The following is a 24,306-nucleotide window of genomic DNA, read 5'->3' as shown; positions in this document are numbered from 1 at the left end:
CAACAGGATGAAGGCATGGCGGGGCATCGCAACCCGCTACGACAAGACCCCGGACAGCTACCTCGCCGGCCTCTACCTTCGCGCCTCGATGATCTGGATCAAGGACCTCACACGAGCCACCCCTTGATCACAACTAAATACGCTCCCTAAGGCTCCTGTTGGCTGGGGGTTTTCCCCGCGCGAGCGGGGGTGCTCCGCTGCAGGCGGACGGGCGCACGGACCCGGCGTCGTTTTCCCCGCGCGAGCGGGGGTGCTCCCGCGAGAGGGGCGCACACGGCGCGTCGCGCGCGTTTTCCCCGCGCGAGCGGGGGTGCTCCGTCGCCGAACCAGCGAGCCGCGGCGGGCTGCTGGTTTTCCCCGCGCGAGCGGGGGTGCTCCGAGCCGCTCCTCGTCCTCGTCGGCGGACCAGTAGTTTTCCCCGTGCGAGCGGGGGTGCTCCGCCGCTGGGCAGGCCACCATCCGCACGGACGTCGTTTTCCCCGCGCGAGCGGGGGTGGTCCGGCCGGTGGCACATCACCGGCGTTGGGGACCGGGTGCTCCCCGCGCGAGCGGGGGTCGTTCGCTGCGGCGGGGGGACGAGATGGTGGCGGTCGGGTGCTCCCCGCGTCAGCGGGCCCGCGCGTCAGGCCGCTCAGCGGTCGGAGTGACGTCTCAGGTGTGGGATATCCTCCCGGATATGGGAAGCACGGCGGATGGGCGGGACGCACGGAGCGGCCCCGAGGACCTGGGCGAGGGGATCGAGGCGAGGCTCGCCGGGCGGCTCGCCCAGCTGCGGGGTGAATTCGGGTGGTCCCTCGACGAGTTGGCGGGGCGGACGGGCGTCAGCCGTTCCACCCTGTCGCGGCTGGAGAGGGGCGAGATGAGCCCCACCGCCGCGCTGCTGGGGCGGCTCTGCGGCGCGTACGGGCGGACGATGTCGCGGCTGCTCGCCGAGATCGAGGCCCACCCGCCGCAGCACGTGCCCGCGGCACGGCAGGCGGTGTGGCGCGACGAGACATCGGGGTTCGTGCGCCGCTCGGTGTCCGCCCCGCACCCCGGGCTGCGCGGCGAGATCGTCGAGGGCACGCTGCGGCCCGGCGCGGACATCGCCTACGACGGACCGCCCGTACCGGGCATCGAGCAGCACATCTGGGTGCTCGACGGAGCGGTGACGGTGACGGTCGACGGGAACGCGCATGTTCTGCGGGCGGGCGACTGCCTGCGGTTCCGGCTGTGGGGCCCCTCGCGCTTCCAGTGCCCGGGGCCCGACGCCGCCCGGTACGCCCTGGTGGTGGTGCTGCCATGACGGCGGAACGGGGCGCGGCACGGATCGTCCGGCTCGACGCCATGGAATACGCGGACGCCGTACCGGAGTTGGCGGAGCTGTTCGCCGATGTGGTGGCGGACGGCGGATCGTTGGGTTTTGTCTCGCCGTTCGGGCCCGACGACGCGGCGGCGTGGTGGCGGTCGCGCGCGGCGGCGGTCGCGGACGGCGCCCTGACCGTCTGGGTCGCCCTGGACGACGGCGGCGTACGTGGCACGATCGCCCTGGCCCGCGCCGACAAGCCCAACGCCCGGCACCGCGCCGAGGTCGTGAAGCTCATGGTCCACCCCGGCGCCCGGGGCCGTGGGCTCGGCCGCGCCCTCCTCGCAACGGCGGAGGAAGCGGCGGCCGAGGAAGGACTGGGCCTGCTGATGCTCGACACGGAGACGGACAGCTCCGGCGAGCGGCTGTACACGGCGGCCGGATGGACGCGTTACGGCGTCGTCCCCGACTACGCGGCCGACCCCGAGGGCACGCTGCGGGACTGCTCGTTCTTCTGGAAACGGGTCGGCTGACCCGGCGGGCCATCAGCCGCCGAACGGGTCGACCACCCAGGGAACGCGAGACACCGGACCGGTGAGCGGCCCCCACCCCCATGGCGAGGGGATTCCGCGCCGGGAGGCTGGGAGCCGCCTTGTCGAGACCACGGACGAACGACGGGGACTAACGGCCGGGCCGCTCCGCCGACGTCAGGAACTCGTCGCTGTCCAGGGCCCGTTCGACGATGCGCGTGTCGCCGATCCAGCCGTAGAAGCCCTGCCCGAACCGTTCGTCGAACTGCGTCGCGCCGATCGTGAACGGCTTGCCCAGCGTCGCGATGCCCGTCGAGGCCTGCGTGGGGTTGCGGGCGATCTTCGAGCCCTCGACGTGAACGACCGTGCGGCGGCCGTCGTTGACCACCGCGATGTGCGTCCAGCGGCCGACCTCGAGCGCGTGGCTCCACGACGTGGGGTCCGCGTCCTGCCGGTGCGGGTACACGACGAACTGGAGGAAGCGCTCGCCCGAGAGGTTGAGGCTGCACGTCGGCTCGTCGGGGGACCAGCCGGTCGTCTTGCCCGCCTCGCTGTTGCGGCCCTGCCAGCTGAGGATGCCCATCCACGCGTGCTGGCCCTCGAACGGCTCGGGTAGCTTGATGAACGTCTCGATGGTGTAACCCCGCGTGAACTTCAGGCTGTTGAGCGGCGCCCGCGCCCCCGTCGTCAGGATCGCGCCGCGGTCGGGTGACTGCCCGCCGTCGAAACGCAGGCTGGCGTGGGCGGGTTGGCCGCCGTGGTGCTCGTCGGAGACCACCAACGCGCCGGGCCCGCTGGCGTGGAGGCGGCTGACGGTCAGGTGGTTGCCGTTCCCCGAGAGGTCGCGCACGACCGTGCCATCGGGAACGGGGACGCCGGGCGCGGGGAGGGCCGAGCCGTCGAACCGCCAGTAGGCGACGGTGCCGCGCGGCATGACGGCCGCGGGCGGACGCGGCGCGGGCGGCGGCACGGGCGCGAAGCCGCCGAAGCGCTCGGCGAAGTCGATCGCGAGGCCGAACCGGTCGGTGTCGCCGGTCAGTTCGACGGTCTCGGCCTCCAACGGGGTGCGCCGCTCCGGGTCTCGGGCCAGGAACCACGGCGCGAACGTCTCGACGTCGACGACGCCCCGCGCCAGGTCGAACGCGTACAGCCGGATCATCCCGGCGCCACCGTAGTAACGGTCCTGGTAGTTGGTGATGTGGACGTGCACGTCGTGGCCCGCGTCGTTGGCCAGGACGGTGCGGCCCGGGGGCCAGTAGTGGCCGCCGAGGGCGAGGAAGATCTGGTCGTTGCGGCGGATAAGACCTTCCCACAGGCGCGTTCCGTTGTCGGACAGGTGGGCGCGGCCCTCGTCGTCGGCGTGCGCGAGGTCGTGGGTGGTGAGGATGGCGGGGAGGCGCGGGTGTGCGTCCAACACGCCCTGCGTCCAGGCGAGTCCGGCGTCGGAGAGCCGCCAGTCGAGGGCCAGGACGAGCCAGTCGCGCCCGGCGGCGCGCAGCACGTGGTAGCTGTTGTAGCCGTCCGGGGACGCGCCGCCGAAGCTGTCCATGGACGCGTAACGCCGGGGGCCGAACGCGTCGAGGTAGGCGGAGTCGCCGCGTTGGTCGTCGGTGGAGCCGTCGATGTCGTGGTTCCCGGCGAGGACGCTGTAGGGGACCGAGCCGTGGATCGTGCCGAACGTGTCGGCGGCGAGCCGGAGTTCCTGCTCGGTGCCGTGCTCGGTGACGTCGCCGAGGTGCGTCAGAAAGGCGATGTTCGCGCCCGCGCGCTCGGCGACGAGATAGCGGAACGTCTCCCGCAACGGCGCCGGGTCGGAGCTGTCGGCGTCGAAGAGGTACTGGGTGTCCGGCAGCACGGCGAGGGCGAAGCGGGGGCTGTCGCCGTCGAACCGCCCGCCGCGGCCTGGGCGTTGGGCCGGGGTGGCCGCCGCGGCGGTGGAGGCGGCCGCCGCGGTGATCGCGGCACCGGCCGCGGGAACGGTGACCGCGGCCTGAAGCAGCCTGCGTCTCCGCACTCCTTCGCCGTCATGGGTATGCGCCATGGAAGAGCTCCTTGCACTGGTCGCGCATGTCAGCGGCAGTGTGCGGAGCCCTCATGGCCACTCGATGGCAACGGCCTGAACCCCCGGCCACGGCCCTCCGCCGGGCGGGGAACGGCGAGATCGGACGCGAGTTGAGGTGACGCGGTGCGAGGGGTGGACAATGGGCCGCGTGCAGGGGCCCGGCAGAAGGTCACGAAACGGCAAAGCGTCGCTGATGCCCCAGCTCAAGAGGTGTTCTCCCCGCGCGAGCGGGGGTGGTCCGGTTCCCGTGCTGGGGCTGCTGCCGTGGGACGAGTTCTCCCCGCGCGAGCGGGGGTGGTCCGGTCCAGCCGATGGAGGCCGTCGATCCTGGGGTGTTCTCCCCGCGCGAGCGGGGGTGGTCCGTAGGTCGTTCATGTGGGCGACCAGGTCGTCGAGTTCTCCCCGCGCGAGCGGGGGTGGTCCGACCCGCAACATCGCGGCGGCCGGGATGGACCTGTTCTCCCCGCGCGAGCGGGGGTGGTCCGTCGTCCTACTCCGACCATCAGTGCGTGGGCGTGTTCTCCCCGCGCGAGCGGGGTGGTCCGGTCAACTTGTCCGCGCTGCGCGTCGCCCCGGAGTTCTCCCCGCGCGAGCGGGGGTGGTCCGAGGGGCGTGTACGTGTCGGACGCCAGCTGGATGTTCTCCCCGCGCGAGCGGGGGTGGTCCGGCCGAGCGTGTCGAGCTGCCACAGGACTTGGCGTTCTCCCCGCGCGAGTGGGGGTGTCAGGGGCTGCCCGCGTGGGTCAGGGCGTTCGATGCCAGGGTGCGGGCCGTGGTGATCGGGTCGGGGGTGGTGGCCAGGGCGTAGAGGACGGTGGCGCCCTCGTGGAGCAGGACCAGCTCGTCGCCCAGGCGGCGGGCGGCCTCCGCGGGCAGGCCCGCGGCGCGGCACTGTTCGGCGAAGCGGGCGCGCAGCCACCGTTTCTGGTCGGCGATCACGGCACGGCCGGGGTGGTCGGGGTCGGGCAGCTCGGCGGCGGCGTTGACGAACCCGCAGCCGCGCGGGCTGTGGGCCGTCATCCAGGCGCCCAGCGCGTCGAACGTCTCGAGCACCCGCTCGCGCGGCGACCGGCCATCGGCGGCGGCGCGGTCGAGCCAGTCGGTCACCCAGGCGCGATAGCGGTGGTCGCGTTCGCCCAGGTACGCGACGATCAGGCGGTCCTTGGAGCCGAACCGCTCGTAGAGCGTCTTCTTGGTGACCCCGGCGTGGCGCGCGATGAGGTCGACGCCCACCGCGTTGATGCCCCGGTCGTAGAACAGCTCGGCGGCCGCGTCAAGGACGCGCCGCGCGGCGGGGGTCAACGGTGCCTCGCCGTGCGTCATGGCCACCGCCTCCCTTCATCTCTGCGAGAACTTGCCATAAACCGATCGGTTTAGTTCACTGTAGCTAGTAAACCGATCGGTTTCCTCTGGGGAGGTGTTCCCTCATGTCCGGGCCCCTGCTGGCGGTCGGCCTCGTGGTGATGTGGAGCTCGGGGTTCATCGGCGCCGAGCTCGGCACCCGGCAGGCGGGCGCCGACACCCTGTTGATGTGGCGCTTCGTGGCCGCGGCCGCGCTGCTCGGGGGCGCGTGGCTGGTGTTCAGGCGCCGCAGGATCGCGCCGCGCGCGCTGGCCGAACAGACGGTCATCGGGCTGCTGTCCCAGGGCGTCTACCTCGGCTCGATCGTGGGGGCGGTGGGCGCGGGCGTTCCCGCGGGGACCTGCGCGCTGGCCGCCGCGCTCCAGCCGTTGGCCGCGGCCGCGCTGGCCGGACCGCTGCTCGGCGAGACCGTGACCCGTCGGCAGTGGGCGGGGCTCGCGATCGGGCTCGCCGGGGTGGCGCTCGTGGTCGGCGACGACCTCGCGACGGGCGCGGGGGTGGCGCCCGCGGCGTACGCGCTGCCGTTCACTGGCATGGCCGGGCTGCTCGCGGCCAGCTTCATCGAACGCCGGGCCCGTCACCCCCTTCCGCCCGTCGACGCGCTGCCGCTGCACTGCCTGATCAGCGCCGTCGCCTTCACGGTGGTCGCCCTGGCCGCCGGGGGCGCGGCGCCGCCGACGACCGGCGGGTTCTGGTGGGCGGTCGCCTGGGTCGTGGGGCTTTCCACGGTGGGCGGCTACGGGCTCTACTGGCTCGCCGTCCGGCGCCTCGGCGTGACGCGCACGAGCGTGCTGCTCTATCTCACGCCCCCGGCGACGACGTTGTGGGCGTGGGGGATGTTCGGCGACGCCCCGAGCGCCGCCGCGGTGGCGGGCATGGCGGTCGCGCTGGCTGGCGTGGCCGCGGCGCACTCGGGAAAACGGCAACGGGGCGACGGGGAGCGGGACGGCGGGGAGCGGGGGCGTTCGGTGAAGAGGGGGCGTTCGGTGAAGAGGGGACCGGTCGCGGCCCGGATGGGGTAGTCGTTGGATCATGCGGTTGTTCAGGCGCGGAGCGGGCGCGAAGGCGCGGCGGGCGGTCCCGTACAAGTGCGACTTCTGTGAGAAGGCGGGCGATCCGGCGTCGTTCACCGAGCGGAACGACGCCCTCGGCCGCCCCGGCGGGTACGCGTGCCCGGTGTGCGTGGAACGTTACGACGCGTTCGCGGCGAACCTCCGCTGGGAACGCGCCCCCGGGCAACGCCCCTGGCTGCGCCCCGACGCCGGGACCGAGCACCTGCTGATGGCGGGGCGCGCGCCGTTCAACGCCGTGCACGCGGTGATCGACGGCTTCAGGTATCGCATCAAGGACGTGCCGCGGGCCACCGCGCGGGTCGCCGTGGCGGGCCTCGACCTGCACGGCGGCGGGCGGGTAGCGCGCTGCGAGTCGCGCGACGACACGGTGCGGACGCTGAGCCGCATGATCGCCATGGAGCTCGCGCGCCACCACGAGTCGGTGACGACGCTCGGCGGCGGGCACGAGTGGGTGCGTTACACCGTGGGGCTGTTCGGCGACGGCCACGGGGTGCTGCTGTCGCGGACCACGACCGAGGGCGAGTGGCTGGCGCAGTACTGCTTCCTGGTCGAGTTCGACGACTCGGTGCACCCGTGCGTCGCCTGGCACTCCTGAGGTTCGACGGCCCCGACATGGCCTCGACGTGGCCTCGACGCGCTCGGCCGCCGCGCGTCGGCGGTGGGCGAGGCCGAGCCCGTGGGTGCCGCGCGCGAGGTCGCGCTCAGTGGCGCAGCAGGCCGTCGACCCGGATGGGTGGGACGTGCCCCGCGAGGGGCCGTTCCCGGTCGAGGCGGAGGCCGATGTCGACGAGCGCGGCCCTGGGCAGAGCGTGAACCTCGGCGATGGGGTGCCAGGCGGCCAGGTCGGACGAGCCGTCGACCTCGGGGCGCAGCGTGCCGCCGGTGACGCGGGCGCGGTAGAAGACGCCGATGCTGTGCAGGTCGTCGCGCGTGCGGGAGTCCACGCCGAGGAGCCGCTCGACCTCGGAGGTGTGCCCGGTCTCCTCGGCGATCTCGCGGACCACCGCGTCGAGCGGGTCCTCGCCGTGCTCGACGCCGCCGCCCGGGAGGGACCAGTGCCGCTGGGTGCGGTCCCGCGAGACGAAGCGGGTGAGCAGGACCCGGTCCCGGTCACGGCACACGGCATAGGCGGCAACGCGCAGGCGTAGAGCGGTCATTCGGGCATCCTCGCCCGGGCGTGACGTTCGCCGCAACGACGTTTCCGCCGGTGGGCGGGCCGCGGGTCGTTCGGTTCGGCCGGGTCAGCGGGATCGGTCGGGTCAGCCGGGTCGGTCAGGTCAGCCGGGTCGGCCGGGGCGCTGGGCGCGCCACTCCGGGGCGAGCACGGACCACATCTCCATGTCGTGGCGCCTGCCCCGGTAGGGGTAACTCTCCCGCAGCACACCTTCCTTGGTCATCCCGAGCCGCCGGGCCACGGCGATGCTCGCGGCGTTGGCCGCGGAGACCACCCACTCCACGCGGTGGATGCCACGTTCCTCGACGGCCCAGTCGATCAGGACGCGCGCCGCGCGGGTCACCAGGCCCCGGCCCACCACGGAAGGCTCGAGCCAGCAGCCCGCCTCCGCGGTGCCGCGCGGCACGTCCATCGTGCGGAGGAGGACGCCGCCGACCAGCGTGCCGCCGGTCCATATGCCGTCGATCCGCCCGGTGTCGGTCGCGAGACGCTGCGCGTATGTCTGGAGGAACGCCCGGCTCGACGCCAGGTCGGTCACCGCGTCGGGCAGCGAGACGTGCCGCCCGACGAACTCACGACCCCGGTCCATGTGCGCAAGGAACTCCTCGGCCCGCCACGGCTCGAGAGCCCGCAGCTCGGCGCCGTCGTCCCCCAGGGACGTCGCATACATCGTCACCCCCCGGATTCTGCCGACCGGCCGATCCTCCGCTCGCGCCGGGGTCCTCGCGCGCGGCCGCGGGGCGGGCCCGCCGGGGTCGACCTGACCCGCGCCCTGGGTCAACGGGCCCGCGCCGCCCGCCTGGTGCGGATCTCGGCCACCGCGCCGAACACGACGCCCGCGCCCATGAGCGGCAGCCCTCTGGCCCACACCTCGCCCTCGATCTGGGTGGCCAGCACGACGCAGGACGCCACGCCGAGCACCGGGACGACGCGCGCGACGCGGAAGTGGTCGGCCGCGTCGCCCGGTTCGCGGCGCAGCACCAGCACCGCCGCGTTGACGCCCGCGAAGACCACGAGCAGCAGCAGGACGAGCGTGGCGGCCAGGGTGGCGACGTCGCCGGTGAGCGCGAGCCCCATCGACAGCACGGTGGTGACGGCGATCGCGGCCCACGGGGTGCGGCGCACGGGCAGCACCCGGGCCAGGAACGACGGCAGCAGCCCGTCGCGGGCCATGCCGTAGGCCAGGCGGGACGACATGATGCCGGTCAGCAGCGCGCCGTTGGCCACGGCGACCAGCGCTATGGCGCTGAACACCTTCTGCGGCATCCCGCCCGCCACCTCGACGACCTCGAGCAGCGGGCCGCTCGACTCCACGAGCCGCTCGGTCGGCACGGCCACGGTGGCGGCGAACCCCACCAGCAGATAGACGAGCCCGGCCGTGCCGAGCGCCGCGAACAGCGCGCGCGGGTAGGAGCGTCGGGGGTCGTGTGTCTCCTCGGCGAGGTTGACGGACGCCTCGAACCCGACGAACGCGTAGTACGCCAGCACCGCGCCGCTCAACACGGCCGCGGCGGCGCCCTTCTCCGGCGTGCCCACCTCGGTGAGCGCGCCGAAGTCGCCGTCGCCGCGCGCGATGATCCAGGCGCCGAGGCCCACGATGATCAACAGGCCGCTGACCTCGATCAGGGTGGCCACGGCGTTGGCCCGCATCGACTCCCTGATGCCGCGCAGGTTGAGCAGGGCGAGCGCGCCGAGGAAGATCACGCTCACCACGACGACGGGCAGCGTCACGAACTCCGTGAGGTACTCGCCACCGAACGCCCTGGTCAGCCCGGCGACGGAGACGATGCCCGCGGCGAGCATGCAGAAGCCGATGACAAAGCCGGGGAACGGGCCGAACGCGCGCTTCGCGTAGTGCGCGGCGCCCCCGGCGCGCGGGTACTTGGTGGCCAGCTCGGCATAGGAGGCGGCGGTCAGCAGCGCGAGCACCAGGGCGACCAGCATCGGCACCCACACGGCGCCACCCGCCGCCCCCGCGACCTGGCCGACCAGCACATAGACCCCCGCGCCCAGGACATCGCCCAGGATGAACAGGTACAGCAGCGGCGTCGTCAACGCCTTCCGCAACGGCCCCGGCGCGCCGGTCGTGTCGCCCGCACCCGTGGCCCTCTCCGCAGTGGTCATTGCCCGCTCCTGCCCATGGGGGGCGGGGGGTAGGCGTGCCCGACGCGACGGTTGGGCGCACGTGGTGAGAGACCGGCGCGCGGCGGCTGGGCGGGGCGCGCGCCGAGCGGTGTGCCCTGCGGGCGGCTACGACGACGGCTACCGAGGGTCCGGTGGTGCGTGCCGTCTGCCGCTGTGTCCGCTTTCGCTGTGGGTGCGGGTCAGGGCTGGCACCTACGGGAGGGGGGCGTCGGGTGACCGGCCGTCCCGGTCAACGGCCGGTCTCGTCGCGGGTTGCGACCGTACGCCGAACGGGCGCGGCCGCGTCCCTTGTTGGCGGCCGTTTTCCCGGTGGTCGGTTGCGGTGGCGCGCACCCTTCGGGCCTGCCCTGGCCGCCCGAAGCGTTTTCATTCCTGATGTCCGACGAGCTGATGTAGCGCGCCGGTGCTTATCTGCGGCTTATGCCAGGGCGGGTGGTCTTTTGAAACGGCGCACACTTTGTGTTGAACAGAATGTGCCGCGTTTCGGAAGAGACCCCGACCCCGGGTAAGCGGCAGATAAGGAACCGGCCCGCTACATCAGCTCAACGTGCGCGAGGTGAACGACGAGAGCGGCGGCCAGGGCAGGCCCGAAGGGTGCGCGCCACCCCGGCCGACCACGCGGAAGTCGGCCACCCGCAAACCGGTATCCGCCTGCGCCCGTTTGGCGAACGGTCCAAGCCAGCAGCGAGAGCTCCCGTTTACCGGGACGGCCGGTCACCCGACGCCCCCTCCCCCGTAGGTGCCAGCCCTGACCCGCACCCACCACGAAAGCAGCGGTCGGCAGACGGCGAACGGGAGGACGTCCAGCCCGTAGCCGCCCCACCAAGCCGCCCGCAGGGCCCGGCTCGACCTGGGAGAACCCGCCTCCGTGGCCGACCTGTTCACCGAGGACGGAATCCGGGAGTGGCCGGACGGCGACCGCCGGATCGAGGGGCGTGAGGCGTTGCGCGCGTACTTCGGCGGGCCTACGCCCGTAGATGCCCATCGGTGACCCCCACCCACCAGGAAAGCCGCAGTCGGCCGACGGCGAACGCCACCGGACCCTCCGTAGCCGCCCCACCAAGCCGCCCGCAGGGCCCACGCTCAGTCGCGTGAGCGGGACTTGAACGCGGCCTTGCGGGCCTGCTTGGCCAACGCCTTGTCCGGGTGCAGGCGGCCGACCGCGTCGAGGACGTCCGCCGTCGCGGGGTGGTCGGTGCGCCAGGCGCGTTCGAAGAACGACCCGTGCTGGCCCGCGAGATCGGACACCAGCTCGCGCAGCTCCTCCGACTCGTCCGCGTCGCCGAGCGCAAGCTGCGCCGCCAGCGTGTCGATCGCCAGCCAGAAGACCATGTCCTCGCCCGGCGGCGGCACATCGCCCGCGCCCCGTTCGACCAGCCACACGCGCGCAAGGCCGCCCAGCTCCGGATCGTCGAGCACCTCGCGCAGCGCGATCTCCGCGCGGCCGTCGAGCAGCGAGAGCACCAGCTGGCAGCCCAGGCGGCGGCCCGGCGCCGCCGGATCCGTGCCCCGCGCGGCGGCGAGCAGCTCGCGCGCCGCGGCCAGCGGCTCGCGCCCCGGCAGCCACAGCTCGGCCTCCTCGCGCGCCGCCGCCTCGGGGCGGAACGGCAGGGCGGCCAGCAGCGCCGCCGCGTCGGCCGTCGCCAACTCGCCGATGACGGGCGCCTCGATGCCCGCCTCCAGCATGCGCCGCCGCACCCCGTAGAGCCCGAGCGGGGTCAGCCGGGCGAGGCCGTACCGGGTGATGTCGTCGTCCTGGTCGCCCTCCCCGAACAGGTCCCCGGTCGCCGACGCCGACGCCGACCCGGCCCCGGACCCGGACTCGGACCCGGCCTCGGAGCCGTACTCGCCCTCGTCGTCCGCGAGCAGCGACTCGTCCACCGGCCGGTAGTCCAGCATCCCGGTCCCGGCCAGCGCCCTGAACTGCCCGTCGAGCGTGAGCACCGCGGCCGACAGCTCGTCGAGCGCCTCGGCCGACAGCTCGTCCATGTCCTCGGGGACGATCGACGCCGCGGCCACCATCGGCAGCGGCACCATGGACGCCCCCTGCCCGGCCTCGTCGGTGACCGCGAACAGGTAGAGGCTGCCAAGGGCCGCGTCCAGGTGGCTCGACGCCTCCTCCTGGTCCCACGCCAGCGCGTCCATGTCGATCGCGTCGGGATCGATCTCGCCGTCCGGGCTCACCACACCCTGGAGGTCGCTCAGATCGCCGAGCAGCTCGTCGAACGTCGGCGTCGCCGCGTCCTCGAGGACCGCGTCCACGCCCGCGACCCAGATGTCCAGCACGTCGGCCGGGTCCCCCGCGGCCAGCGGCCCCAGCTCGGGACCCGGCGCCGCGGTGCCGAGCGCGGCGTCCTCCGCGCCCTCCGGGTCGTCCAGGTCCTCGGCGCTCCCCAGGTCCTCGGCGCCCTCGCCCTCCGCGGTCTCGCGCAGCTCGCTGAGCTCGACGAGCCCGGTGTCCACCGCGAAGTTCCAGGCGTCGGCGGTGAACGCGACCGCGTCCTCGTCGTCTTCGAGGCCGAGATGGGAAACGGCACCCTTCAACTCGTTCGCCAGCAGCTCACCGCCCGCGCCCACGGGGGTGCCGCGAGTGGTCCAGCGGGCCAGGGCGACGGCGCGCGAGAAGAGCGGCGCCGCCAGCGCGTCACGCGCCAGCTCCGCCTCGGAGGGGAGCCGCACGGGCGGCATGGCGGGACGGTCGTCACCGGGGTTCACGAACGCTCCTCAACGCGGCGAGCTTGGCAGGTCACCAGCCTAGATCAGCGCGCCCCGCTCCGCGCGGTCAGGCGGACCGCCGCACCGCATCCGCACACGCGCCGAACATCCGGCGCACGCCCACCCCCTGACGGCGCGCCCTGCCCCCGCCGCCCCCGGGCGCGAAGGCGCACGCGGGAGCGCGTGGGCGGGGCGCGGCGGGGCGCGTGGGCGGGTCAACGCGGCCGGTGCGGGGCGTCGTTCACAGGAACGTTGCGTGGCGGCCGGGCGGAAGGCGTTGACAATTCCCCCACGACTACGGAACTTTTACGCGCGTAGAGCCTCTATCCCGCCACCGGAGGGTCCCTTGAGCACAGCACACCGCCCCCGCCCGCACCGCCGCACCGCAGCCCTGGGGGCCCTCGTGGTCGCCGGGCTCTGCGGCACCCTGCTCGCCCAGCCGTTCCCCGCCGCCGCTGCGGACGGCGTGCGCATCCACGACATCCAGGGGAACACCCGCGTCTCGCCGCTCGTGGGCGAGCGCGTCACCGACGTGCCCGGCATCGTCACCGGCGTGCGGACCTATGGCTCGCGCGGCTTCTGGATCCAGGACCCGCGCCCGGACGGCTCGGCCGCCACGAGCGAGGGCATCTTCGTCTACACGGGTGGCGCGCCCACCGTCGCGGTGGGCGACGACGTGCGGGTCTCGGGGCTTGTCGGCGAGTACTACCCGGGCGGCGAGGAGGACGGCGGCCAGTCGGTCACCCAGATATCGGGCCCGACCGTCACCGTGGTCTCCTCGGGGAACCCCCTGCCCTCCGCGATCGTCCTCGACGCGTGGGAGCTGCCCCGCGCCTACGCGCCCGCGGGCGACCCCGAGGACGGCGGCTCGATCGAGAACCTCCGCCTGCGGCCCTCCCGTTACGCCCTCGACCGGTACGAGTCGCTCGAGGGCATGACCGTCGAGATCGCCGACGCGCCCGTGATCGGGCCGAGCACGCCCTACTACGAGCTGTGGGTGACGGTGCGCCCGCGCGAGGCGGACACCGACCGCGGCGGCGCGCGTTACGACTCCTACGACGCGCAGAACCCCGGGCGCCTGAAGATCGAGTCGCTCGTGCCGGTGGCGCAGCAGCCGTTCCCCGAGGCCAACGTCGGGGACACGCTGACGGGCGCCACGAGCGGCCCGCTCGACTACGACGAGTTCGGCGGCTACACGCTGGTCGCCCGCGAGCTGGGCGAGGTCGAGTCCGGCGGCCTGACCCCTGAGTCCACCCGCCCGCAGCGCGCCGACGAGCTGGCGGTGGCGGCGTACAACGTCGAGAACCTGTACGCGGGCGACGACCAGGAGAAGTTCGACCGGCTCGCCGCCGCCGTGGTGGAGAGCCTGGCCTCGCCCGACATCGTGGCCCTCGAGGAGATCCAGGACGACAACGGCACCGAGGACGACGGCACGGTGGCGGCGGAGGAGACGCTGCGGCGCTTCACCGACGCCATCGCGGCGGCGGGCGGCCCCCGTTACGAGTGGCGCGGCATCGACCCCGAGGACGGGCGGGACGGCGGGGCGCCCGGCGGGAACATCCGCAATGTCTTCCTGTTCAACCCCGGCCGCGTCTCGTTCACCGACCGCCCCGGCGGCGACGCCACCACGGCGACCGAGGTGACGCGCGAGCGCGGGCGCGCGGCCCTGACGCTGTCCCCCGGGCGGGTCGACCCGGCGAACGAGGCGTGGGAGGACAGCCGCAAGCCGCTCGCGGGCGAGTTCACCTTCCGCGGCGAGACGGTGTTCGTGGTGGCCAACCACTTCGCGTCCAAGGGCGGCGACCAGCCGCTCCACAGCCGGTACCAGCCGCCGGCGCGCTCGTCCGAGGAGCAGCGGCTCGGGCAGGCCGAGGCGGTCAACGCGTTCGTGCGGGAGCTGCGTTCGGCCCAGCGCGACGCCCAGGTGGTGGTGCTCGGGGACATCAACGACTTCGAGTTCTCCGCGACCACGCGGGCCCTGACGGCCGGGGGCGCGCTGGAGAGCGCGGTCCGCTCGCTGCCGCGCGGGGACCGTTACACCTATGTCTTCCAGGGGAACTCGCAGGTCCTCGACCAGACGCTGGTGTCCCCGGCGATCCGGCGGTACGAGTACGACATCGTGCACATCAACGCCGAGTTCGCCGACCAGGCGAGCGACCACGACCCGCAGGTGATCCGCTTCCGCCCCTGACGCGGGGCGGGTGAACGATCCGGGCGGCGGAACCGGGTGGACCGCCGCCCGGGTCGGCGCGCAGACTGCGGCCATGTCCGAGACACCCGCCACGCCCGCCACACCGGTCACTCCCTCCGTGCCCGGCACGCCCGCGCCGTTCGGCCGCTGCGCCGCCGCCATGATCACGCCGTTCGCCGACGACGGCTCCCTCGACCTGCCGGGCGCCCGGCGCCTTGCCACGCACCTCGTGGACCGCGGCGGCTGTGACGCGCTGGTGCTCAGCGGCACCACGGGCGAGTCGCCCACCACGACCGACGCGGAGAAGGCGGCGCTGGTGCGCGCCGTGGTCGAGGCGGTCGGCGACCGGGCCTCGGTCGTCGCCGGGGTCGGCACGGCCGACACGCGGCACACGGTCGCGCTGGCGCGCGCGGCGCACGAGGCGGGCGCGCACGGGCTGCTCGTGGTGACGCCGTACTATTCGCGCCCCCCGCAGGAGGCGATCGTCCACCATCTGCGGACGGTCGCGGACGCCACCGAACTGCCGGTGATGCTCTACGACATCCCCGCCCGCACGGGCGAGGGCACCGGGCTGACGCTCGACTCGCTGCGGCGCCTCGCCGGGCACGAGCGGATCGTGGCGGTCAAGGACTGCTCGTACGACCTGAAGAAGGCGGGGCTCGCCCTGGGTTCGACCGATCTCGCCTACTACTGCGGCAGCGACGAGGTGGCCCTGCCGCTGCTGGCCATCGGCGCGGGCGGCGTGGTGAGCACGGTGGCCAATGTCGCGGGACCGCGGGTGCGGGGCGTGCTCGACGCGTTCGCCGAGGGCGACACGGCGCGGGCGGCGGCGCGCCACCTCGCGCTGCTGCCGCTGGTGACGGCGATGATGGACGAGGTGCCCGGCACGGTCGCGGTCAAGGCGCTGTTCCGGGTGGCGGGGCTGCCGGGCGGCCCGGTGCGGGCCCCGCTGCTCGACGCGGACGAGGAGCTGACGGGCCGCCTGGCGACCGCGCTCACCGACGCGCTGCGCGCCACGCCATGACGCGCCATGACGCGCCGCGCCGTGCCGTGATGTGACGGGTGCGGCGCGGGACCCCGATGGTGCCGGGTCCCGCGCCGCGCGGGGCTCAACGGCCGCCCGACGCCGTGGAGTAGGAGTGCGCGCCGGTGCCCGCGAGGCCGCCCTGGTCGACGATCAGGTACTCGTCGCGGATCGGGGTCCCCCCGAGCCAGGACTCCAGGATCTCCCTGGTGCCCGCCGCGTAACGCGCCTGGGCCGACAGGGACGAGCCCGAGATGTGCGGCGTCATGCCGTGGTGCGGCACGGTGCGCCACGGGTGGTCGGCGGGCGCGGGCTGCGGGAACCACACGTCGCCCGCGTATCCGGCGAGCCGCCCGTCGCGCAGGGCGCGCCCTATGGCGTCGCGGTCGCAGATCTTGGCGCGCGCGGTGTTGATGAGGTACGCGCCCCGCCGCATCCTGCCGATCAGCTCGTCGTCGAACAGCCCCTCGGTCTCGGGGTGCAGCGGCGCGTTGATCGTGACGACGTCGCAGTGCGGGACCATGTCGGCGGCCGACTCGTGGAACGTGAGCTGGAGTTCGTCCTCGACGTGCTCGGGCAGGCGGTGGCGGTCGGTGTAGTGCAGCGCCACGTCGAACGGCGCGAGCCGCCGCAGCACCGCGAGGCCGATGCGCCCGGCGGCCACGGTGCCGACGTGCATGGCCTCGAGGTCGTAGGAGCGGGCGACGCAGTCGGCGATGTTCCAGCCGCCGTCAAGAACCGTTCGGTAGGAGGGGAGATAGTTGCGCACGAGCGAGAGCGTCATCATGACGACGTGCTCGGCGACGCTGATGCTGTTGCAGTAGGTCACCTCGGCGACGGTGACGCCGTGTTCGATGGCCGCGTCGAGGTCGACGTGGTCGGAGCCTATTCCGGCGGTGATGGCCAGCTTGAGCTTCTCCGCCTTGGCGATCCGCTCGGCGGTGAGATAGGCGGGCCAGAACGGCTGGGAGATGACGACGTCGGCGTCCACGAGTTCGCGGTCGAATTCCGATCCGTCGCCGTCCTTGTCGGACGTGACGACCAGCGTGTGGCCGCGCTCCTCGAGGAAACGCCGCAGGCCGAGCTCGCCCGAGACGCTGCCGAGCAGGTGGCCCGGGGTGAAGTCGATTCCCGAAGGGGTCGGCGTGGTCTGCCCGTTGGGGTACCGCTCGATCGGGGGGAGGCTGTCACGCGCATAGGAGGTCGGATATCCGTCGACCGGGTCGTCGTACAGTACGCACAGCACCTTTGCCATGGTCTGGCCCTTCTTCCCTGGGAAATGGGATGGGGGTTTTCCGTTTCGCTCTCTTCTACGGTCCTCGGGTGAGCGGGCGGGGGTCAAAGCGTTCTTCCCTATGGGGGGATAGAAGCGGGCTATCGGGTGCCGCGGCGGCGGGCGCGGGCGCGAGGTGCTCGTTCAGCAGGGCGTCGAGCGTGTCGTGGATCCGGGTCCCGCGGGCCACGTCGAGCAGGGCGCGGCCCAGGACGGACGCGGGGACGCGGTCGGCGATCGCCAGGCCGACGCGCGGGCCGTGCGCGGGGCACTCCACGGGCACGACGCGCATCCCCTCGGGCACGCCGAACATGTGCAGCCACGCGTGCGCGATGACGCTCGACCAGCGGCCCCCGGTCAGGTGCGCGTAGAGCCCGGCCACGCTGTCGGTCTCGACGGCGGGCGTGGCGGTGGCGCCCTCGGCGGCGAAGAACGCGTCCATGATGCGGCGGTTGCGCATGTGCGGCGACAGCAGGCACAGCGGCAGCCTCGCGATCTCGGCCCAGCGCGCGGGCCCGCGCGGGAGGCCGTCGTCCGGGGTCAGCAGGAGGTAGCGCTCGCGATAGAGGACGAGGCGGCGCACGTCGCGCAGGCTCTCGTCGTCAAGGTAGGTCAGGGCGACGTCGAGCTCGAAGTCGGCGAGCCGGTGGCCGATCTCGGTGGACGAGAGCGACTCGAGCGAGACCCGGGCCAGCGGGTGCCGCTCGCAGAACGGCGTGGTCAGCAGCGGCGCGGCGCTCAGCGCGGTGGGGATCGCGCCGAGGCGCAGGGTGCCGGTGAGGCCGCCGCGCATCTCGGACAGCTCCTGGCACAGCGCGTCCCGCTCGGCCAGGATGCGGTGCGCCCACCGCAGGACGCGCGTCCCCTCGGGGGTGAGGCCCTCGAAGCGGTGGCCGCGCAGCACGATGGGGACGTCGAGCTCCTGTTCGAGCTTGCGGATGGCGGCCGAGAGCGAGGGCTGGGAGACGAAGCAGGCCGCGGCGGCGCGGGCGAAGTGCCGCTCCCTGGCGAGCGCGACCAGGTATTCGAGCTGGCGCAGCAGCATCAGGCCAGCTCCTCGAACTCGGTGATCCGATCGATCTCGGTGCCCATCGAGACATTGGTGATCCGTTCCAGAATGATCTCGACCACGACCGGCACCCGGAACTCGGCCATGAGCTTCTTGGCCTCCTCGAGGGCGGGCCCGATCAGCTCGGGGTCGGTCACGCGCAGCGCCTTGCAGCCCAGGCCCTCGGCGACCCTGACGTGGTCGACGCCGTAGCCGCCGAGCTCCGGGGCGTTGACGTTGTCGAACGACAGCTGCACGCAGTAGTCCATGGCGAACGAGCGCTGCGCCTGGCGGATCAGGCCCAGATAGGCGTTGTTGACGACCACCTGGAGATAGGGGATGCGGAACTGCGCGCCCACGGCCAGCTCCTCGATCATGAACTGGAGGTCATAGTCCCCCGACAGGCCCACCACGGTGGCGTCGGGCTCGGCCGTGGCCACGCCGAGCGCGGCGGGGACGGTCCAGCCCAGCGGCCCGGCCTGGCCCGCGTTGATCCAGTGCCGTGGCCTGTGGACGCGCAGCAGCTGCGCGGCCTGGATCTGGGAGAGGCCGATGGTGGAGACATAGCGGGTGTCGCGCCCGAACGCCCTGTTCATCTCCTCGTAGACCCGCTGCGGCTTGATCGGGACGTCGTCGAAGTGGGTCCTGCGCAGCAGCGTGGCCTTGCGCCCGGCGCAGGCCGCGGCCCAGCCCGAGCGGTCGGGCAGCTCCCCGGCCGCCGCGCGCTCGCGCGCCGCCGCCACGAACAGGTCGAGGGCCGCGCCCGCGTCCGAGACGATGCCGTAGTCGGGCGCGAACACCCGGCCGATCTGGGTGGGTTCGATGTCCACATGGACGAACGTCCGGCCGCGGGTGTAGGTGTCGAGGCCGCCGGTGTGCCGGTTGGCCCAGCGGTTGCCGACGCCGAGCACGAAGTCGGACTCCAGCAGGCTGGCGTTGCCGTAGCGGTGCGAGGTCTGGAGGCCGACCATCCCGGCCATCAGCGGGTGGTCGTCGGGGATGGCGCCCCAGCCCATCAGGGTGGGCACCACGGGCACGCCCGTCACCTCGGCGAACTCCACGAGCGCGGCCGCCGCGTCCGCGTTGATCACCCCTCCCCCGGCGACGATCAGCGGCCGGTGGGCGCGCGCCAGCAGGTCGAGCGCGCGGTCGATCTGCGCGCGCGTGGCGGCGGGCCTGTGGACCGGGAGCGGCGCGTAGGTGTCGGGGTCGAAGGCGATCTCGGCCGTCTGCACATCGACCGGCAGGTCGATCAGCACGGGCCCGGGGCGGCCCGAGCGCATGAGGTGGAACGCCTGCTGGAACGCCCCCGGCACCTGCGCGGGTTCGCGCACGGTCATCGCCATCTTGGTGAGGGGCGCGGCGATCGCGGCGATGTCGACCGCCTGGAAGTCCTCCTTGTGCAGCCGCGCCACGGGGGCCTGGCCGGTGATGCACAGGATGGGCACCGAGTCGGCCGCCGCGGCGTAGAGCCCGGTGATCATGTCGGTGCCCGCGGGGCCGCTCGTGCCGACGCAGACGCCGATGTTCCCCGCCCTGGCCCGGGTCCAGCCGTCGGCCATGTGCGAGGCGCCCTCGACGTGCCGGGCGAGGATGTGGGTCAGGCCGCCGTCCTCGCGCATCGCCGCGTAGAAGGGGTTGATGGCCGCCCCCGGCAGGCCGAAGACGTGGGTGGTGCCCTCGCGCCTCAGGATCTCCACCGCTGCCCGGGCCGCTGTCATGCGCGCCATGCGTTCTCCTGTGGTCGTGTCGATGAGGTGGTCGGGGTAGATGGGTGGGGTCACTGGCCCGCGAGGCGTTCGACGCCGCGCAGCAGGGCCGCGTGGTCGAGGCCGCCGTCGCCGTTGGCCCGTGCGGCCTGGACGAGTTGGGCGACCAGCGAGCCGACGGGGAGCGGGGCGCCGAGGGCGCGGGCGGTCTCGGTGACGATGCCCATGTCCTTGTGGTGCAGGTCGATGCGGAACCCCGGGGTGAAGTCATGCGCCACCATCGCGGCGCGCTTGCGGGTCAGGACGGTGGACCCGGCGAGGCCGCCGCCCAGGACGTCGAGGGCGGACCCGAGGTCGACACCGGCCTTGCGCAGGAACACCAGGGCCTCGGCGAGGATCTGGAGGTGCCCGGCGACGACGAGCTGGTTGGCGGCCTTGACGGTCTGGCCCGCGCCCGTGGGTCCGACGTGCACGACGGTGGTGCCGAGGGCGGTCAGCAGCGGCCTGGCCTCGACGAAGTCGGCCGCGGCGCCGCCGACCATGATGGAGAGCACGGCCTCGACCGCGCCCGCCTCGCCGCCGGAGACGGGGGCGTCCAGGGTGCGGACGCCCACGCGGGCCGCGGCGGCGGCCACGTCGAGCGACGTGCCGGGGGTGATGCTGCTCATGTCGATCAGGAGCGTCCCCGGGGCCGCGTGCGCCAGCACGCCGTCGTCGCCGAGCACGACGGCCCGCACGTGCGGGTCGGCGGGCACCATGGTGATCACCACCTCGGCGTCCGCCACCGCCTCGGCGACGCTTGCGGCGGCCCGGCCGCCCTGCGCGGCCAGGCGTTCGACCGGCTCGGGGAAGAGGTCGAATCCGGTCACCTGATGTCCGGCCTTGACCAGATGGCCGGCCATCGGGCCGCCCATGATGCCGAGGCCGATGAAGGCGATCCTTCGGGTCCTTGCGGGTGTGACGCTCATCGCGCGGCGTCCCTTCGTCAACGGATCGGGCGGTGGGGCGGGTCAGCGGGCCGCGCGCAGCGGGCGCGGCAGCCAGTCGAACGCGGCGGGGCCCGCCGTGGTGGGGCGGTACTCGAGGCCGACGAACCCGGAGTACCCGGCGGCGGCCAGGCGGGCGAACAGGTCGTCGAAGTCCACGTCGCCCGTGCCCGGTTGGTGGCGGCCCGGGGAGTCGGCGATCTGCACATGGCCGATGCGGTCGGCGTGCGTCCCGATCACCCGCGGCAGGTCCTCGCCCATGCGCGCCAGGTGGTAGAGGTCGCACAGGAAGCGGGCGTTGCCGAGCCCGGTGACCTCGTCGACCCGGTCGGCCACGTCCACCGCGGCCTTGGCGGAGACCAGCGGATAGCGCGGCGACTCCGCGGAGTTGAGGGCCTCGATCAGCAGCACGGCGTCGATCCGGTGCGCGGCGCGCGCGGCCAGGGCGAGGTTCTCCAGGGCCAGCTCGTCCTGCTCGGCCGGGTCGACGCCGGGGACGCGGTTGCCGTAGAGGGCGTTGAGCGCCGTGCAGCCGAGCGAGGCGGCCAGGTCGACGGCGATGTCCAGGCTCTCGGCGAAACGCTCACGCTGCGCCGGGTCGGACACGGTGCCGCGCTCGCCGCGTTCGAGGTCGTCGAGCAGGTTGAGGCCGGTGAGCCGCAGGCCCGCGTCGGTGAACGAGCGCCGCACCGCCTCGACCTGGGCGTCCGAGGGGAGGTGCGCGGCGCCGAAGGGCCACCACAGCTCGGCGGCGGTGAAGCCCGCGGCCGCGGCGGCGGCGGGGCGTTCGGCCGGGGGGAGCCCGCCGAAGACGATCGAGAGGTTGACGGTGAAGCGGAGCCGGGAGGCGGCGGTCACGGGAATCACCTCGGCACGGGGGTCGGCACGGGGGTGGTCGCGGCGGCGGTCGGCCGGGTCGCGGGATAGCGGGCGTAGTCGGCGAAGGTGCCGAACAGCCGCTCGCCCGGCGGCCCTTGGGTGACGGCGTGCACCAGCAGCTCGCCGCCGACGAACGCGCCGTGCCACGACGCGCCCCTGCCGCCGAACGGCTCGGCCCGGTCACCGCGCGAGCGGGGCGCGTTGATCCCCACCTTGAACGCCTGGAGCTGGGCGGCGAGCCGGGTCGCGGTGGCCTGGTCGTCGCACGCGAGGGACGCGACGAGCGCGCCGTTGCTCGCGTTCATCGCGGCGAGCAGCTCGGCCTCGGTGTCCACCAGGACGACCGTGTCGACCGGGCCGAACGGCTCCCTGTGGTGCAGCGGCGACGAGGGCGGCGGGGAGAGGATCGCGGCGGGCGGCAGATAGGCGGAGGTGTCCTGGCCCTCGATGAAGCGCCCGTCGGCCAGCGTCGCGCGGTGCAGCGGGACGCCGCCGCGGGCCACCGCGTCGGCCACCTCGTCGCCGAGATCCTTGGCCTTGGCGTCGTCGATGAGCGGCCCGAAGTCCAGCTCGGGCAGGTCGTCGCCCGGGTCGGCGACCGCGAGCGGGTGGCCGAAGGAGACCGAGCGGACGGCGGGCAGATAGGCGGCGAGGAAGTCGTCGAACAGGTCGCGCTGGACGACATAGCGCGGATAGGCGGTGCAGCGCTGCTTGCCGTACTCGAACGCCTTGCGCGCGTGCGCGGCGAGCAGGTCCCAGTCGCCGAACTCCCACACGCCCCAGCAGTTGAGGCCCTCCTGTTCGAGGATGTGCCGGGTCCGGGTGGCGGCCAGCGCGGCGGCGACGCGGCCGCCCGCGCCCCTGCCGCCCACGAAGTTGACGCAGCCCACGGCGGGGTCGCCCACCAGCGCGGGGGAGAGCGCGGAGCCGCTGCCGCTGACCAGGGTGAGCGGCAGGCCGTGCCGGGCGGCCAGCGCGCAGGCCAGGGTGAGGCACGAGGTGCCGCCGTCGGTCGGGGTCTTGGCGACGGCGGCGTTCCCGGCGAGCACCTGCACCAGCAGGGCGTGCATCAGCACGCTCATGGGGTAGTTCCAGCTGGCGATGTTGGAGACGGGTCCCGGCAGCGGCGCGCGGCCCTCGACCATGCCGCCGATCTCCGCCACGTACCAGCGCGCCCCGTCGACGCAGCGGTCCACGTCGGCGCGGGCCAGCCGCCACGGCTTGCCGATCTCCCACACCAGCAGCAGCGCCAACAGGTCGCGGTGGTGGGCCAGTTCGTCGATGGCCGCGGACACCATCGCGGCGCGCTCGGCGAGCGGGACGTTCCGCCAGGCGCGGTGCTGGTCGAGCGCGGCGCGCACGGCGCCCCGCGCGGTGCCGGGGTCGACGGCGGGCGGCCCGGTGATCGGGCGGCCGTCGACCGGGGACGTGGCGGGCGCGGGCGTGCCGTCCCTGTGCCAGCGCCCGCCGTGCAGATTGAGCGCGCGCCGCCCGGTGAACGCCTCGGGCGCGGCGACCTCGGCGCGCCCGAGGGCGTCGTCCCACGCGGTGCCCGGCTTGAGCCGCAGGGTCGTGGGGGTCGCCTTCGTCCTGTCCTTCGTCCTGTCCTTGGTCATCGCGGTGGTCTCCTCGGGTGGCCGGGGTCAGCGGGCGGCGGGGGCCATGGCGGTCGTGGTGCGGGCGAGCAGGTCGACGGCGGCGTGGACGTCGCGCAGCGTGGGGGCCGGGACGCCGGTGAGCTCGGCCAGCTCGACGACCGCGCCGAGGATGGCGTCGGTCTCCAACTCCTTGCCCGCCTCGAGGTCCTGGAGCATCGACGTCTTGTGGTGGCCGACGCGCTCGGCGCCCGCGATCCGCCGGTCGATGGAGATCCGGGGCTCGCTGCCCGCAGCGCGGGCCACCGCGAGCGTCTCGGCCATCATCGAGCCGACCAGCCTGCGCGCCCCCGGATGGACCGCGATCTCGACCATCGTGGCCCGGGTGAGGGCGCTGAGGGGGTTGAAGGCGACGTTGCCGAGCAGCTTGATCCAGATGTCGTTCCTCAGGTCGGCCTCGACCGGGCACTTGAGGCCGCCCGCCACCATCGCCTCGCTGAACGCCACGCAGCGCGCCGACACCGAGCCGTCGGGCTCGCCGACGGAGAAGCGGGTGCCCTCCAGGTGGCGGATGACACCGGGCTCGGCGATCTCCGTCGAGCAGTAGACGACGCAGCCGATCGCGCGCCGCACGGGGATCGTGCCGCTCACCGCGCCGCCAGGGTCGACGGCCTGGATGCGCCGGCCCTCGAGCGCGTGGCCGGTCAGCCCGTGGAAGTACCACCAGGGGATGCCGTTCTGCGCGGCGATCACGGCGGTGTGCCGCCCGAGCAGCGGCTCGAGCAACGGGCCGCAGCCCGCGTACTGCTGGGCCTTGAGCCCGAGGAACACATAGTCGACCGGGCCGATCTCCTCGGGGTCACCGGTCGCGTGGGGATGGGCGGTGAAGTCGCCGCGCGGGCTCAGGACGCGCACGCCCCGCTCCCGCAGCGCGGCCAGCTGGGCGCCGCGGGCGACCAGGTGCACCTCGGCTCCGCCGCGGTGCAACGCGGCGCCGACGTACGCGCCGATGGCTCCCGCGCCGAGCACTGCCACTCTCATGTCGTACTGCCCCCGATCATCGCGGTCGGGCGGGCGGCCCCTGAGGGGCGGGATTGCATACAGTATTCCATAAGCAACGGCCTGGCGACAGGGGCGCGTTCACCCTCGGGCGAACGTGATCCTGGTCGCGTTCCCGCCCAGTTCTTTACGCGATGCCGTAGATTGCATACAAGAACCTGTATCCTGGAACCCTCTTCATGAGGCGTCCTCACTT

Annotated in this window: 18 protein-coding genes, 2 pseudogenes and 2 CRISPR repeat arrays; of the genes and pseudogenes, 7 read left to right on the top strand and 13 right to left on the bottom strand. The window is 73.7% G+C overall.

Features of this window, described 5'->3' with window-relative positions:
* Nucleotides 1–168 precede the first annotated feature (168 nt).
* A CRISPR array of direct repeats spans nucleotides 169–561; the repeat unit is 28 nt; unit sequence GTTTTCCCCGCGCGAGCGGGGGTGCTCC.
* Nucleotides 562–676: 115 nt separating this feature from the next.
* Complete coding sequence (locus D7318_RS26280; protein ID WP_120699701.1) at nucleotides 677–1,285, top strand: helix-turn-helix domain-containing protein; 609 nt, start codon at nucleotides 677–679, stop codon at nucleotides 1,283–1,285.
* Nucleotides 1,282–1,818 (top strand): GNAT family N-acetyltransferase, encoded by a 537-nt coding sequence (locus D7318_RS26275; RefSeq protein ID WP_120699700.1) that lies wholly within the window; start codon nucleotides 1,282–1,284, stop codon nucleotides 1,816–1,818. The genes D7318_RS26280 and D7318_RS26275 overlap by 4 nt, the downstream gene beginning before the upstream one ends.
* A 148-nt stretch (nucleotides 1,819–1,966) precedes the next feature.
* Here the strand turns inward: D7318_RS26275 and D7318_RS26270 are convergent, their stop codons facing one another.
* Together D7318_RS26270 and D7318_RS35025 are read right to left on the bottom strand one after the other, a co-directional pair.
* Nucleotides 1,967–3,856, bottom strand: coding sequence for a LamG-like jellyroll fold domain-containing protein (locus D7318_RS26270; protein ID WP_120699699.1), 1,890 nt, complete (start codon nucleotides 3,854–3,856; stop codon nucleotides 1,967–1,969).
* Nucleotides 3,857–4,089: 233 nt separating this feature from the next.
* A CRISPR array of direct repeats spans nucleotides 4,090–4,605; the repeat unit is 29 nt; unit sequence GTTCTCCCCGCGCGAGCGGGGGTGGTCCG.
* Between the two features lie 94 nt (nucleotides 4,606–4,699).
* A pseudogene (locus tag D7318_RS35025) lies at nucleotides 4,700–5,200 on the bottom strand (TetR/AcrR family transcriptional regulator); the annotation flags it as partial.
* A gap of 104 nt (nucleotides 5,201–5,304) precedes the next feature.
* Between D7318_RS35025 and D7318_RS26260 the strand changes: the two are divergent.
* Nucleotides 5,305–6,261 (top strand): DMT family transporter, encoded by a 957-nt coding sequence (locus D7318_RS26260; RefSeq protein WP_120699698.1) that lies wholly within the window; start codon nucleotides 5,305–5,307, stop codon nucleotides 6,259–6,261.
* A gap of 10 nt (nucleotides 6,262–6,271) precedes the next feature.
* Nucleotides 6,272–6,907: a hypothetical protein gene (locus D7318_RS26255; protein ID WP_120699697.1), complete on the top strand. Its 636-nt coding sequence runs from the start codon at nucleotides 6,272–6,274 to the stop codon at nucleotides 6,905–6,907.
* Nucleotides 6,908–7,013: 106 nt separating this feature from the next.
* On the opposite strand, the gene D7318_RS26250 is transcribed toward D7318_RS26255, so the two are convergent.
* From D7318_RS26250 to D7318_RS26235, 3 genes are all read right to left on the bottom strand, one after another.
* On the bottom strand, nucleotides 7,014–7,469 hold the full coding sequence (locus D7318_RS26250) for an NUDIX hydrolase (RefSeq protein WP_120699696.1): 456 nt from the start codon (nucleotides 7,467–7,469) through the stop codon (nucleotides 7,014–7,016).
* 120 nt (nucleotides 7,470–7,589) lie between these two features.
* Complete coding sequence (locus tag D7318_RS26240) at nucleotides 7,590–8,156, bottom strand: GNAT family N-acetyltransferase (RefSeq protein ID WP_120699706.1); 567 nt, start codon at nucleotides 8,154–8,156, stop codon at nucleotides 7,590–7,592.
* Nucleotides 8,157–8,263: 107 nt separating this feature from the next.
* The gene (locus tag D7318_RS26235; protein WP_120699694.1) at nucleotides 8,264–9,610 is read right to left on the bottom strand and encodes an APC family permease; all 1,347 of its coding nucleotides are present in this window, start codon (nucleotides 9,608–9,610) and stop codon (nucleotides 8,264–8,266) included.
* Nucleotides 9,611–10,481: 871 nt separating this feature from the next.
* Here D7318_RS26235 and D7318_RS26230 point away from each other — a divergent pair.
* Nucleotides 10,482–10,592: pseudogene (locus D7318_RS26230) on the top strand (nuclear transport factor 2 family protein); the annotation flags it as partial.
* 122 nt (nucleotides 10,593–10,714) lie between these two features.
* Here D7318_RS26230 and D7318_RS26225 read toward each other — a convergent pair.
* Nucleotides 10,715–12,319 (bottom strand): hypothetical protein, encoded by a 1,605-nt coding sequence (locus tag D7318_RS26225; protein ID WP_120699705.1) that lies wholly within the window; start codon nucleotides 12,317–12,319, stop codon nucleotides 10,715–10,717.
* Between the two features lie 373 nt (nucleotides 12,320–12,692).
* Between D7318_RS26225 and D7318_RS26220 the strand changes: the two genes are divergently transcribed.
* Together D7318_RS26220 and dapA are read left to right on the top strand one after the other, a co-directional pair.
* The gene (locus tag D7318_RS26220; protein WP_120699692.1) at nucleotides 12,693–14,537 is read left to right on the top strand and encodes an endonuclease/exonuclease/phosphatase family protein; all 1,845 of its coding nucleotides are present in this window, start codon (nucleotides 12,693–12,695) and stop codon (nucleotides 14,535–14,537) included.
* 73 nt (nucleotides 14,538–14,610) lie between these two features.
* A complete protein-coding gene (gene dapA / locus D7318_RS26215) occupies nucleotides 14,611–15,561 on the top strand; it encodes a 4-hydroxy-tetrahydrodipicolinate synthase (RefSeq protein ID WP_120699691.1) in 951 nt (316 codons plus the stop codon).
* 85 nt (nucleotides 15,562–15,646) lie between these two features.
* Here dapA and D7318_RS26210 read toward each other — a convergent pair whose 3' ends face one another.
* The 7 genes from D7318_RS26210 to D7318_RS26180 are packed head-to-tail and all read right to left on the bottom strand — an operon-like array spanning nucleotide 15,647 to nucleotide 24,092.
* A complete protein-coding gene (locus D7318_RS26210) occupies nucleotides 15,647–16,816 on the bottom strand; it encodes an NAD-dependent formate dehydrogenase (protein WP_120699690.1) in 1,170 nt (389 codons plus the stop codon).
* 55 nt (nucleotides 16,817–16,871) lie between these two features.
* Nucleotides 16,872–17,879: a LysR family transcriptional regulator gene (locus D7318_RS26205; RefSeq protein ID WP_120699689.1), complete on the bottom strand. Its 1,008-nt coding sequence runs from the start codon at nucleotides 17,877–17,879 to the stop codon at nucleotides 16,872–16,874.
* Nucleotides 17,879–19,612 carry a glyoxylate carboligase gene (gcl, locus tag D7318_RS26200; protein WP_120699688.1) on the bottom strand — a complete coding sequence of 578 codons (1,734 nt, stop codon included), beginning with the start codon at nucleotides 19,610–19,612 and terminating at the stop codon, nucleotides 17,879–17,881. The genes D7318_RS26205 and gcl overlap by 1 nt, the downstream gene beginning before the upstream one ends.
* Before the next feature lie 50 nt (nucleotides 19,613–19,662).
* Nucleotides 19,663–20,559, bottom strand: a complete 897-nt coding sequence (locus D7318_RS26195) for a 2-hydroxy-3-oxopropionate reductase (protein WP_120699687.1) — start codon at nucleotides 20,557–20,559, stop codon at nucleotides 19,663–19,665.
* Nucleotides 20,560–20,601: 42 nt separating this feature from the next.
* Nucleotides 20,602–21,435: a TIM barrel protein gene (locus D7318_RS26190; protein ID WP_230424083.1), complete on the bottom strand. Its 834-nt coding sequence runs from the start codon at nucleotides 21,433–21,435 to the stop codon at nucleotides 20,602–20,604.
* 5 nt (nucleotides 21,436–21,440) lie between these two features.
* Nucleotides 21,441–23,072: an aldehyde dehydrogenase family protein gene (locus D7318_RS26185; protein ID WP_120699685.1), complete on the bottom strand. Its 1,632-nt coding sequence runs from the start codon at nucleotides 23,070–23,072 to the stop codon at nucleotides 21,441–21,443.
* 27 nt (nucleotides 23,073–23,099) lie between these two features.
* The gene (locus tag D7318_RS26180; protein ID WP_120699684.1) at nucleotides 23,100–24,092 is read right to left on the bottom strand and encodes a 2-dehydropantoate 2-reductase; all 993 of its coding nucleotides are present in this window, start codon (nucleotides 24,090–24,092) and stop codon (nucleotides 23,100–23,102) included.
* Nucleotides 24,093–24,306 lie beyond the last annotated feature (214 nt).

The organism is Streptomyces radicis (assembly GCF_003626575.1).
GTDB classification, from domain to species: Bacteria; Actinomycetota; Actinomycetes; order Streptomycetales; family Streptomycetaceae; genus Streptomyces; species Streptomyces radicis.
This window is presented reverse-complemented; position numbering and strand designations above follow the sequence as displayed.